Origin of the sequence: Azospira restricta (assembly GCF_016858125.1) — a bacterium.
GTDB classification, from domain to species: Bacteria; Pseudomonadota; Gammaproteobacteria; order Burkholderiales; family Rhodocyclaceae; genus Proximibacter; species Proximibacter restrictus.
Genome location: NZ_CP064781.1, coordinates 2,116,752 through 2,128,991, shown reverse-complemented (window position 1 = coordinate 2,128,991; position 12,240 = coordinate 2,116,752). Strand labels below are relative to the sequence as shown.

Genomic DNA, 12,240 nt, shown 5'->3' with positions numbered 1-12,240 from the left:
AATGAAGTTCCTCTTCGATCTCTTCCCCGTCATCCTCTTTTTCATTGCCTACAAGTTTGCGGGGATCTTCGTCGCCACCGGCGTCGCCATCGTCGCCACCTTCGCGCAGATCGGCTGGGTGTGGTACCGCCGCGGCAAGGTCGACACCATGCTCTGGGTCAGCCTGGCGATCATCACCGTCTTCGGCGGCGCCACGCTGCTGCTGCAGGACGAGACCTTCATCAAGTGGAAGCCGACCGTGCTCTACTGGCTGTTCGCGGCGATCCTCGCCGGCGGCACGCTGCTGATGAAGAAGAACCTGATCAAGAGCCTGCTCGCCGAGCAGATGGAACTGCCGGACGTGGCCTGGGACAAGATGAACTGGTCGTGGATCGGCTTCTTCGCCTTCATGGGCATCGCCAACCTGGTGGTGGCCTACAACTTTTCGACCGACACCTGGGTCAATTTCAAGCTGTTCGGCGGCATCGGGCTGATGTTCGGCTTCGTCCTCGCGCAGGGCGTGATGCTGTCGAAGTACATCGAGGAGAAGAAGTGATGCTGTACGCGATCATCGGCGAAGACCGCGCCGGAACCCTGGACCAGCGCCTCGCCGCGCGCCCCGACCACCTCGCCCGCCTGCAGGCGCTGCAGGCCGACGGCCGCCTCGTGCTGGCCGGCCCCTGCCCGGCGATCGACTCGCCCGACCCCGGCCCGGCCGGCTTCTCCGGCAGCATCATCGTCGCCGAATTCACCTCGCTGGAAGCGGCCAGGACCTGGGCCGACGCCGACCCCTACGTCGCCGCCGGCGTCTACGAGAAGGTCACGGTGAAGCCGTTCAAGAAGGTGCTGCCCGCCTGATGAGCGCCTGCGACATCGAGACCCTGCTGCGCGAGCGGCTGGCGCCGCTTGCGCCGACCCGCTTCGAGCTCGCCGACGACTCGCACCTGCACGCCGGCCACGCCGGCGCCCGCGAGGGCGGCCACTACCGGCTGCTGCTGGTCTCCGCCGCCTTCGCCGGCAAGAACACCGTCGCCCGCCACCGGATGGTCTTCGACCTCGTCGGCGACCTCAAGAGCGCCCGCATCCATGCGCTCGGCATCAAGGCCTACGCGCCGGACGAAGTATAATCGCCCGGTCGCACCGCAGAATTCCAACGACGATCCGCCCACTCAAGGAAGGAAAACGATCCATGCACACCCCCTCGAAACTGCTCGCCGCGCTGCTCGCCGGCGCGTTTCTGTCGCTGTCCGCCGGCGCCGCCGAAAAGGCCGCGGCGCCCGCCAAGGCCGCCCCGATCGCCACGGTGAACGGCGTCGCCATCCCGCAGAGCACCTTCGACACCTTCTACGCCGAGCAGAAGAGCCAGGGCATGCCCGATTCGCCCGAGCTGAAGGACGCCGTGCGCGAGGAGCTGATCCGCCGCGAACTGCTGCTGCAGGAAGCGAAGAAGAGCGGCGTCGAGAAGAACCCGGCGGTCGCCGCGCAGGCCGAACTGGCCCGCCAGGCCGTGCTGATCCGCGCCTTCATCCAGGACTACGTGCGCAAGAACCCGGTCAGCGAGGCCCAGCTCAAGGCCGAATACGACGTGCTCAAGGGCAAGCTCGGCGGCACCGAGTACAAAGCCCGCCACATCCTCGTCGACAACGAGGAGCAGGCGAAGACCATCGTCGACAACCTGAAGAAGGGCGCCAAGTTCGACGAACTCGCCAAGCAGTCGAAGGACCCCGGCTCCAAGGACAACGGCGGCGACCTCGGCTGGAGCGCCGCCGGCGCCTACGTGCCGCCGTTCGCCGAAGCGCTGTCCAAGCTGGAAAAGGGCAAGTACACCGAAGCCCCGGTGAAGACCGACTTCGGCTGGCACGTCATCCAGCTCGAAGACACCCGCCCGCTGGCCGCCCCGCCCTTTGAGCAGCTCAAGCCGCAGCTCGAACAGCGCGCCAACCAGCAGATCGTGCAGAAGATGCTCGAAGGCCTGCGCGCCAAGGCCAAGGTCAACTGAGCGGCGGCTTCGCCGACGAGAGGAAAGGCTGCCGGCAGGCAGCCTTTTTTTCGTTCACGCCCCGGCAAGCGCGACAGCGCCGACCTTCGCCTACACTCAGGAGAAGGAACGCCCCCGTTCGATGAGGAAGCCCCCGTGACCGACACCCAGATTCGCGCCGCCATCCGTTCCGGCTGGCCCTTCTTCGGCGTGACCTCGCGCGGCGAAGTCCTCGCCCGCTACCTGCCCGGCGGCCCGGTGTTCAGCTGGAAGAAGAACCAGATGATGCCGACGCCGCTGCAGGGCAGCGACCTGCTCTGGTGGCTGCAGGCGGCGGACGAGGACGACCACCCCGGAAGCGCGGAGACGTGACGGGAAGCGGGAGGGGTTGCGCGGTTGCGGGGCGACTGGAGTGGCTGACGGGAATGGGAAGGGGAGGACGGTTTTTGGCCTTTGCTGCCGCTGGGACGCCTCCCGGACTACGCCAGCAATGTGGCTGGTTGCCGACGGTGGCAGTTCAGGCGGCAGGGAGCCCGGCGGGAAGAATCAGGCCGAGGGCGGCAGGAGCCTCGCCACCATGGTTCGCAGTTCGGCCACTTCCTCCTCCAGCCGCGCAACCCGGTTCTCCAAATCCAGCGTGCCCGCCGGGGATGTCGTGTCCTGCAAGGCAGCCGGGCCGGCGGGGAGTTCGCCGCACAGCAGATGGGCCCAGCGGTGTTCCCGGGACCCCGGCTGCTTAGGCAGGCGGACTGCCATGGCCCCTCCCGGCCTAGCGGCAAGTTCCTCCAGGTAGCCTTCCACGGAAGATGAATCGGCGAAGCGATGGAGGCGGTCGCAATTGGCGCGTAGCTCGCTCACCGTCTGGGGCCCCCGCAGCATCAGCACGGCAAGCAAGACCACGGCGGCGGCGGGGACCTGGTAGCCCTTGCCAAAGTTGTGGGCGTAGCGCATGACCCGGCCGGAGGTCTCCAACACCAGGGTGCGGCTGTGCAATTCCTCCAGAGCAGCCTGGACTTCGCCCTCGGAAAGACTCATCACCGGATCGCGGGAGGTCTTCTGGTTGCACCCGGCGGTGAGGCTATTGACGCTGAGGGGATAGACGTCCGGCGTGGTCTTTTCCTTCTCGATGAGGACTCCGAGGATGCGGGCTTCGACGGGGGTGAGAAGTTGGGGCATTGCGGACATGGCGGCGTCTCCGGCAGCGGAATGGACTGGGCCGCTATTCTAGCCGGAGAGGCACGAGGCCATTGCCCGATGCAATGCCACCTTATTCCACGGGGTCCATCCCATTGCCGATGGGGAAGCACACTAGGCAGTAGTCGGCCAGAAGCAGACGGTTAGCATCAAGAGTTAGGAGTTCCTCTTCTCGGCCGGAGCAGTCATTGGGCTAGAGCTTCCTCAACGGCCGCAACGCATCGGTTACCTGCCGGTCAGACAGAGGGTGACGTACGACAGCTTTCCGTTCAGGTGAACGCGAACTCCCGACCCGATGCGGACGCCTAGGTCTTTGAAAAAGCCGACGTTCAACTTGGAAGTGAGCGACGCTGAGTCGTTAGCCGAAACTTCCTCTCCTTCAGGGATAACCATCAGAGGCAATCTCATTGATACGCTCCTCTGTGAATCTCCAATTCTCGGGAATGACATCCACCGTTCCGGCTGCCTTTGCACGGTCTGTCCATGCGTGCCGTTCATACAAGATCGTGTCACCACGGCCCGAAGCAGCGGCTTTCAACCACGCAGCAATCTCGGCTGGCGTAGCGAGATACATTCGAGGAAGCGCATCAAGCGCAGCGTCCTTGAATTGAACGAGGCAGAAGACAGTTTTTTTGGAGTGTTTCTTCAGCCAAGCGTCAGCGGCACCATGATAGTCGGCGTTGGAGATGTGAGATTGCGTAAGACCCCAACCACCGTCCTTGCTTCCCTTCACTGAAATTTTAAGCATGCGATCACCATCGACCGCCACCAAGTCATATTCCGGCTGATTGGCGCCGTATTGCACCGAAACGTCCCAGCCACAGCGCGCAAACTGTGCAGCTGCGAACGCTTCTGCGGCGGTAGCGACTTGCCAAGAGCTCTTCATATTGGGGCCGTGAACTGCTGACTATTGCTCTTGCGTAGCAGCGATGTAATTTCCCAGTTTCTGCTCGCGCAGGTACGAGACCAGTCGGACAAATGCAAAGTCCTTAATCGCAGTGAACTCAACGATATTTGCGGCACGGCGAACTGCTCCGTTGATCGCGTCTGCCTCTGGCATGGGAGCGGACAAGACTGAACATGGAGTGTAGTCGTCAATAACCAGGTCCGGCCGCGCTGACATCAGCCCGCCGCTCTTGGTGTTGTACGACGGGAAAAACACTTTCAGCTTGCCTTCGTAATCATGGTTCCGAACGCCACCTTTGGACCAAAAGGCCGCGTTATCGGGAGTCGGGAAAGCAGCCGAAATAGCTGCGTCGAGTTGGGCAAGGAGATTTGCGTACGCTTCCTTTGTCGAATTGTGCGTGCCAGGGCCGTGGTAGGTGGTGGCCTGATCAATAAGTTGCTTCGCCAAGTCCTGGCCTGCCAGAAGAGCTGCCACCGCAGATTCGCCGACAACGATGACCTTTAGGCACCACTCAGACGCGAGCATCCGGTACTCGCGAGCGGTGCCGAAAATTTCATTCCAGTCGGAGCGGTAAAGTCGAATGCGGAAGTTGCGCCCGACGAAGATTTCGTCGAACTCACCGACAGCTGCATCAGCCTCTAGTGAGTTCTCGACAGAGGCGGAACCAATGAGCGCGATCGCATTCAGGACGCACTTTCGAGCTGGTCGCCCCTCCCGATTTTTTGCCGACGAACGTATGGCGTTGTCTACTGCCTGAAACGAGGCGGGGAAAGTCTCGGCGCTTCTTAATGTCTTCCAGACTGCGGTCTTCTCTTCTGGACCTGCTCGATCAACGCACAGCCAGTAGCTGAAAGGATTGAGCCTGTTAACGTTAATCCGAACGATGGCTTCTTTCTGAATGTCGTTCGGCATCTTCAGATCACGAATGTCGATCAGGCCCTTGTGCTGTTCATTGACGTGATTGTCGAAGGCAAGGGCAAAGTCTTCGTCGTTTGTGAAAAAGATGAAGAAACAGCCACGAAGCGAGGTTCTGCACAACTCGACGAACCGGTGCCCTGCAGCGCGAAGTGCCGCCGCGGATCGTCCATGTTGGAGGTACACATCGTCAGAGACGTTTAGTAATCCCTTGAGAAAGTAATCCTTTTCACAGTTGTCGGCGATTACTAAGCAGGCGCGGTCAGGATTTCCAGCGACAAGCTTTTCCGCTTCAGCGACCCACTGCTTGTTGTTCTCGACCTGAAGCACAACAGTCGCGGAAGTCGACTCCGCAATATTTTCAAGATGTCGCTTTTCATTCCCCCCGCCACAGATCCGATGCCAAATGTTGTCCTTGTCGTAGGTCAAACGGCTTTCTCGGTGAGAAGACTTCGTAAGTTCAAAGTCGCCAGTAATCTTGTTCGCCAGGACCGATTTACCACAGCCTTGTTTGCCAAAGATGAGAAGGCCTTTGGAGAACCGCCTCGTACGGAGGACTTCGTACGACTCTTGAAGATAGGCCGTGATATCGTTCCAGTGGTCAAGGAAGATTCGGTACCCGCGGAAGACAGGTTCGTCCGAGAGATATTCGGCCCGCTCCGGGTAGACGATTCGCTGGTACTCGCCCGCCATATTCGCCCCCTGAATGTTGTTCTTGGCCTTCCGGCCCCTTTGGGATACCTAGCAAGGCTAGGCTCAACCTATCAGCATACCCGAAGTTGGCTGTACGTCTTCTTTTCAGAAGCAACAGCCAGGTCCGCTTCAGAGTGGCAGCGCCGGCCGTAACTGACACGTTGAGCAAGAGTGTCGAAAGCAGACATGCCAACCGCCAAAGAGTATGCTGGAGCGGTTACGCGCCATACCAAGTCGAGTTACGGGAGGATTAAATCACATGGCCGGCAAGAGACCTGTAGCAGCATCACCTTGTCCCGCAAACTTGACACCAGCGCAGATGAGTCAGGCGCTTCCCCGCTTGGAGAAGCGATTGAATGAACTCGAGGCCTTCACGGTGAGCGGCACGAAGGACGAGGTGAGCGCTAGTGCGAAAGCGCTCCAGCAGAAGTACGACGACACCCTAATCGAGACCTTTGGGAACAACACCATCGAATATCACCGCTTCCAGCTAACGAGCTTCTATGAAAGCTCTGCTGTCGTCATGATGGCGGGGTTCGGCGCGACTCGTCGCAGCCCCGCGGAAGAGGTTGAACCGTACAAGAAGGGAGTTGCAAGGGGCGTCAGGAATCTGCGCACGATCATCGAGCTGTTCCAGGAGAAGCTTGGCGAATCCGCCGATCCGTTGGCAAACCCCACCCGAGCACTTGAGAGTCTCGAACTGCATCCACAGATCGCGGATGCAAGCGTCGAACTGTTCAGAGGTGGTCACTATGCAAATGCCATCGAGGATGCCTGCAAAGTGCTCGACCTGCTAGTGAAGATGAAGAGCAAACGATCGGACCCCTCGGGGACGGAGCTGATGCAGCTTGTGTTTAGCCCCAAGGCGCCCCTACTGAAGTTCAACGACCAACTGAACGAAAGCGAGAAGAGCGAACAGCAAGGCATGATGTTTTTATACTCTGGTGCGATGCTGGCCTTCAGAAATCCGCGTGCACACGGAATTCTGAGTGATGACCCAGTAGTCGCACTTGAGATCATTGGGTTCGTGAATTTCCTTGCAAAAGCTCTTGATCGCGCAAAGCGCCCCTAACCAGAGGAGACCGGAAAGGTCGTCCAGCACGGACGCCCGTGGGTCCGTTTCGCGGCTACGCCGCTTCACTTATCGCCGGGCACCGGTCAACTGAAGGTCTGCTTCCTCGAACGCCGAAGGTCACCTTTGGGTCGGTAGTTCGCATTCGACGGATCGGTAAGCAGCCATTCGAAGCAAATCTCAGCTGAACGACAGGTGACCGGCGCATTGCGGCCCGAGTCCGGCCGGAGGGCCAAGGTCAGCATTGGCCGAGAAGCTGTCGCCCTGCCTTTCAAATCAGGGAACTTCCAACCTGGCCAATCGCAAGACCAAGGAGGTAGCCCTGCCCCTCCAGCGGCGACGTCACACCCCCGCCAGTACCGGCGTCGCCCCCTCCACCGCCGCCGCTTCCAACGTGACTACCTCCCCCACCGGCGCCGCCGGCAGCCGCCCGTGCTGCAGCCACTCCAGCGGAATCCGCCACAGGCTGGGCTCGAAGCGGCTGTGGAAGAACGCGAAGTGCCCGACCTGCGCCTCGCCGACGGCCTCCGGGGTCAGGTGCAGGTGGGTGCGCGGGCTGTTGCGGAAGTAGGCGAGCAGGCGCTGGATCGCGGCGACGGTGCCGAACTCGTCGTCGCTGAGGCTGACGGCGAGGGTGTCGGCGCGCAGCGCGGCGAAGCGTTCGACCAGCTCGCGGCGCTCGGCCTCGCCGAGGCGGACGTCGCCGCCGCGCCAGTTCTCCTCGAAACGGGGATGGCGGGCGGTCCAGTCGCGGACGACGCCGCGCGGCGTGTCTTCCAGCCAGCCCAGCCGGGCGCCGGGGAAGTAGCCGAGCAGCGCGGTCAGCGCCGGCATGAAGACGTGCCACCTGAGGAACATGCCGATCCGCTTGTGGCGCGCGTAGTCGCGCCAGTACGCATATTGCGCGCCCATCGTGAACACCCGCGCGATGCGGTGGCTGGACGGCGCCAGCCCGACCAGGAAGCCGCCGACGCTGTGCGCCGCGACCTGGAGCGGCTGGCCGGGGAAGTTCGCCAGCGCGTACTGCAGCGCCGCCTCGAAATCGAGCCGGCCCCAGTCGATCCAGCCAGCGGCGAAGCCCTTCAGGCTGGCCGGCCGCGATTCGCCGATGCCACGGTAGTCGTAGGTGACGACGTCGAAGCCGTGCTCGTGCAGGAAGGCGGCGAAGCGCGCGTAGTAGCGGCAGCGCACCGAGGTCGCGGCGTTGATGACGACCACCGGGCGCGCGACGTCGGCCGCCGCGTGCCGCCAGCAGAAGCCCTGGAGCGGGTAGCCGTCGGCGGCGACGAAGCTGATCGGGACGGGAGTTGCGGTGCGCGGGTCCATGTTGCGTTCCTGGGCGAAGGCGTCGATGGACGAATGGTAGTCAGCGCGCGGGCCGCGCTCAAACGATAGTTCTGCATCGCATGCATGCGGAACGCGAATGCATGCGCCGGCCACGGCGGCGCGTGCGAGGCGGCACCAGCAAATGAAAAGGGCTGCCGTCGGCAGCCCCTTTCGCGGTGCGGGTGCGGCGCCTCAGCCGACCCACTTGCGCGCGTTGCGGAACATGCGCAGCCACGGCGAATCCTCGCCCCAGCCCGCCGGGTGCCAGGACATCTGCACCGTGCGGAAGGTGCGCTCGGGGTGCGGCATCATGATCGTGAAGCGGCCGTCGGCCGTGGTCACGCCGGTGACGCCGTTCGGCGAGCCGTTCGGGTTGTACGGGTAGACCTCGGTCGGGTTGCCGGCGTTGTCGAGGTAGCGCATCGCGGTAAGCACCTTGCCGAGGTCGCCGGTCTGCGAGAAGTCGGCGCGGCCCTCGCCGTGCGAGACGACCACCGGCATGCGGCTGCCGCCCATGCCGGCGAAGAAGATCGACGGCGATTCGGGCACCTCGACCATCGTGAAGCGCGCCTCGAACTGCTCGACGCGGTTCCTGACGAAGCGCGGCCAGTGTTCGGCGCCCGGCACCAGCGTTTTCAGCGCGCTCATCATCTGGCAACCGTTGCAGACGCCCAGCGCGAAGGTGTCGGGGCGGCCGAAGAAGGCCGAGAACTCGTCGCGGGCGCGGCCGTTGAAGAGGATCGTGCGCGCCCAGCCCTGGCCGGCGCCGAGCACGTCGCCGTAGGAGAAGCCGCCGCAGGCCACCGCCCCCTTGAAGTCCTTCAGGAAGACGCGACCGGCGAGGATGTCGCTCATGTGCACGTCGACCACGGCGAAGCCGGCGCGGTCGAAGGCGGCGGCCATCTCGACCTGGCCGTTGACGCCCTGCTCGCGCAGGATGGCGACCTGCGGCCGGGCGCCGCTGTTGATGAACGGCGCCGCGATGTCGTCGGCCGGGTCGTAGGCGAGGCTGGCCGAGAGGCCCTTGTCGTTGGCGTCGAGGATGCGGTCGTATTCCTGCTGCGCGCATTCCGGGTTGTCGCGCAGGGACTGCATGCGGTAGCTGGTCTCCGACCACGCGCGCTGCAGCTCGACGCGCTTCTCGCGCAGCACCGCCTTGGCGTTGCGGATCACGCGCACTTCGTCCCACGGGTTCGGGTAGCCGACGAAGGTGGCGCAGGCGCCGAGGCCGGCGGCGCGCAGCACGCCCATCACCGCCTCGCGGTCGCGGCGGCGGATCTGGACGACGGCGCCGAGTTCCTCGTTGAACAGCGCACGCACCAGCAGCTCGAACGAGCGCCCGCCGAGCAGCTCGGGCTTCTTCTCGTTGCCGTCGACGTCGTGCAGCAGCGGGTCGTAGCAGAGCCCGTCGAGGTCGAGCGAGACGCCGCAGCGCGAGGCGAAGGCCATCTCGGCGACGGTCGCGAAGAGGCCGCCGTCGCCGCGGTCGTGGTAGGCGAGCAGCAGGTTCTCGGCGGCGAGCTGCTGGATCGCGCCGAAGAAGGCGGCCAGCCGCTGCGGCTCGTCGACGTCCGGCGCATCCGAGCCGGTGGCGTTATAGACCTGCGCCAGCGCCGAGCCGCCGAGGCGGTTCCTGCCGGCGCCGAGGTCGATCAGCAGCAGGTCGGTCTCGCCCTGGTCGAGCGCGAGCAGCGGCGTCAGCGTGCGGCGCGCGTCGGCGACGCGGGCGAACGCGGTGACGATCAGGGAGAGCGGCGACACCACCTGCTTCTTCGCGCCGTCGTCTTCCCACGCGGTGCGCATCGACAGCGAATCCTTGCCGACCGGGATCGACACGCCGAGCGTCTGGCACAGGTCGGAGACCGCGCGCACAGTGTCGAACAGGCAGGCGTCCTCGCCCGGCGTGCCGGCGGCGGCCATCCAGTTGGCGGAGAGCTTGACGTCGCCGAGCTTCGCGATGTTCGCCGCGGCGATGTTGGTGATCGACTCGCCGACCGCCATGCGGCCCGAGGCCGGCGCGTCGAGCACGGCCAGCGGCGTGCGCTCGCCCATGGCGAAGGCCTCGCCGACGTAGCCCTGGTAGCCCATCAGCGTCACCGCGACGTCGGCCACCGGCACCTGCCACGGGCCGACCATCTGGTCGCGCGCGGTCAGGCCGCCGACGGTACGGTCGCCAATGGAAATGAGGAAGGTCTTGTCGGCCACCGCCGGTAGGCGCAGCACGCGGTAGGCGGCGTCCTTCAGTTCGAGCGCGCCGACGTCGAGCGGCACCGTCACCGGCGGCAGGTGCACGACCTCGCGCGTCATCCGCGGCGGCTTGCCGAGCAGCGCATCCATGTCCATGTCGACCGGCTTGTTGCCGAAGTGGCGGTCGGCGACGACCAGCCGGTGTTCGGCGGTGGTCTGGCCGACGACCGCGAACGGGCAGCGCTCGCGCTCGCAGAGCAGCGCGAACTCTTCCAGCCGCGACGGCGGGATGGCCAGCACGTAGCGCTCCTGCGCCTCGTTGCACCAGATCTCGGCCGGCGACATGCCCGGCTCCTCGATCTTCACCTCGCGCAGCTCGAAGCGGGCGCCGACGCCGGCGCCGTGCGCCAGCTCCGGCAGCGCGTTGGAGATGCCGCCGGCGCCGACGTCGTGGATCGACAGGATCGGGTTGCCGTCGCCGGGCTGCGCCGCGTCGTTCTTCGGCACGCCGAGCTGCCAGCAGCGGTCGATCACTTCCTGTGCGCGGCGCTGGATTTCCGGGTTGCCGCGCTGCACCGAGGCGAAGTCGAGGTCCTCGGTGTTGGTGCCGGTGGTCATCGACGAGGCGGCGCCGCCGCCCAGACCGATCAGCATGCCCGGGCCGCCCAACTGGATCAGCAGCGTGCCGGCCGGGAAGCTCGGCGCCTTGAACGCCTGCCCGGCCTGGATGCTGCCGAGGCCGCCGGCGATCATGATCGGCTTGTGGTAACCCTTCACTTCATCGCCGACCTGCTGCTCGTAGGTGCGGAAGTAGCCGGTCAGGTTCGGCCGGCCGAATTCGTTGTTGAACGCGGCGGCGCCGATCGGGCCTTCGATCATGATGTCGAGCGCGCTGGCGATGCGGCTCGGCTTGCCGATGCTCTTTTCCCACGGCTGCGGCGCCTCGGGGAGGTTCAGGTTGGAGACGGTGAAGCCGCACAGGCCGGCCTTCGGCTTCGAGCCGCGGCCGGTGGCGCCCTCGTCGCGGATCTCGCCGCCGGAGCCGGTCGAGGCGCCGGGGAAGGGCGAGATCGCGGTCGGGTGGTTGTGCGTCTCGACCTTCATCAGGATGTGCGTCAGCTCCTCGCGGTAGCCGTAGCGGCCGTGCGCGTCCGGGTAGAAGCGCGGGATCGTCGCCCCCTCGATCACCGAGGCGTTGTCGGAATAGGCGACGACGGTGCCGTCCGGATGCGCCTGGTGCGTCTCGCGGATCATGCCGAACAGCGTCTCCGCCTTCTGCTCGCCGTCGATCACCCACGAGGCGTTGAAGATCTTGTGCCGGCAGTGCTCGGAGTTGGCCTGCGCGAACATCATCAGCTCGACGTCGGTCGGGTTGCGGCTGGCCTTGGTGAAGATGTCGAGCAGGTAGTCGATCTCGTCCTCCGAGAGCGCCAGGCCGAGCCGGCCGTTGGCCTCGACCAGCGCGGCGCGGCCGCCGGCGAGCGCGTCGACCGAGGACAGCGGCTTCGGCTCGAAGTGGCGGAAGAGCGCGCCGGTCTCCTCGAAGTCGGCCATCACCGACTCGGTCATGCGGTCGTGCAGCAGGCCGGCGAGGCGGCGCTGCTCGTCGTCGCTGAAGGCCTTGCCGGCGACGTGGAAGGCGATGCCGCGCTCGATCCGCTCGACGCCGTCGAAGCCGCAGTTCCACGCGATGTCGGTGGCCTTCGACGACCACGGCGAGATGGTGCCGACGCGCGGCGTGACCAGGAACAGCGTGCCGGCGGCGTCGCCCTCGTCGGGTCGCGCCTCGAGCAGCGCGGCGAGCCCCTCGCGGGCGTCGTCGGCGAGCTGGTCGCGGACGGCGACGAAATGCCAGTAGTCCGCGCTGACGCCGGTGACGCCGGGCACCGCCGCGACCAGCGTTTGCTGGAGGCGCTGCAGGCGGAAAGCGGAAAAGGCGGGGGCACCGCGGAGGAAGAAGATCTGGGCCATGGCGGAAACGGCGTCGGG

The 12,240-nt window shown here is 65.0% G+C and carries 11 protein-coding genes; 6 read left to right on the top strand and 5 right to left on the bottom strand.

Annotated features, from left to right (window positions below; genetic code table 11):
• The first annotated feature begins 1 nt into the window (after position 1).
• The 5 genes from IWH25_RS10485 to IWH25_RS10465 all read left to right on the top strand — a co-directional run bounded on the left by IWH25_RS10485 (position 2) and on the right by IWH25_RS10465 (position 2,329).
• Positions 2-535 (top strand): septation protein A, encoded by a 534-nt coding sequence (locus IWH25_RS10485; protein WP_203389217.1) that lies wholly within the window; start codon positions 2-4, stop codon positions 533-535.
• Positions 535-837: a YciI family protein gene (locus IWH25_RS10480; protein WP_203385753.1), complete on the top strand. Its 303-nt coding sequence runs from the start codon at positions 535-537 to the stop codon at positions 835-837. Before IWH25_RS10485 ends, IWH25_RS10480 begins: the two co-directional genes overlap by 1 nt.
• Positions 837-1,106, top strand: coding sequence for a BolA family protein (locus IWH25_RS10475; protein ID WP_203385752.1), 270 nt, complete (start codon positions 837-839; stop codon positions 1,104-1,106). The genes IWH25_RS10480 and IWH25_RS10475 overlap by 1 nt, the downstream gene beginning before the upstream one ends.
• Positions 1,107-1,168: 62 nt before the next feature.
• Positions 1,169-1,978 carry a peptidylprolyl isomerase gene (locus IWH25_RS10470; RefSeq protein ID WP_203385751.1) on the top strand — a complete coding sequence of 270 codons (810 nt, stop codon included), beginning with the start codon at positions 1,169-1,171 and terminating at the stop codon, positions 1,976-1,978.
• 135 nt (positions 1,979-2,113) lie between these two features.
• Positions 2,114-2,329, top strand: coding sequence for a hypothetical protein (locus IWH25_RS10465; protein ID WP_203385750.1), 216 nt, complete (start codon positions 2,114-2,116; stop codon positions 2,327-2,329).
• Between the two features lie 174 nt (positions 2,330-2,503).
• Here IWH25_RS10465 and IWH25_RS10460 read toward each other — a convergent pair whose 3' ends face one another.
• From IWH25_RS10460 to IWH25_RS10450, 3 genes are all read right to left on the bottom strand, one after another.
• Positions 2,504-3,142, bottom strand: coding sequence for a YceH family protein (locus IWH25_RS10460; RefSeq protein ID WP_203385749.1), 639 nt, complete (start codon positions 3,140-3,142; stop codon positions 2,504-2,506).
• 388 nt (positions 3,143-3,530) lie between these two features.
• Entirely contained in the window at positions 3,531-4,037 is a 507-nt protein-coding gene (locus IWH25_RS10455; protein ID WP_203385748.1) for a hypothetical protein, read from the bottom strand.
• 21 nt (positions 4,038-4,058) lie between these two features.
• A complete protein-coding gene (locus IWH25_RS10450; protein WP_203385747.1) occupies positions 4,059-5,666 on the bottom strand; it encodes a hypothetical protein in 1,608 nt (535 codons plus the stop codon).
• A gap of 259 nt (positions 5,667-5,925) precedes the next feature.
• On the opposite strand from IWH25_RS10450, the gene IWH25_RS10445 reads away from it, so the two are divergent.
• On the top strand, positions 5,926-6,738 hold the full coding sequence (locus IWH25_RS10445) for a TIGR02391 family protein (RefSeq protein ID WP_203385746.1): 813 nt from the start codon (positions 5,926-5,928) through the stop codon (positions 6,736-6,738).
• A gap of 342 nt (positions 6,739-7,080) precedes the next feature.
• Here the strand turns inward: IWH25_RS10445 and IWH25_RS10440 are convergent, their stop codons facing one another.
• Both IWH25_RS10440 and purL read right to left on the bottom strand, forming a co-directional pair.
• The gene (locus tag IWH25_RS10440) at positions 7,081-8,064 is read right to left on the bottom strand and encodes an alpha/beta hydrolase family protein (RefSeq protein ID WP_203385745.1); all 984 of its coding nucleotides are present in this window, start codon (positions 8,062-8,064) and stop codon (positions 7,081-7,083) included.
• Positions 8,065-8,256: 192 nt separating this feature from the next.
• Complete coding sequence (gene purL, locus IWH25_RS10435) at positions 8,257-12,222, bottom strand: phosphoribosylformylglycinamidine synthase (protein ID WP_203385744.1); 3,966 nt, start codon at positions 12,220-12,222, stop codon at positions 8,257-8,259.
• Positions 12,223-12,240: the final 18 nt, after the last annotated feature.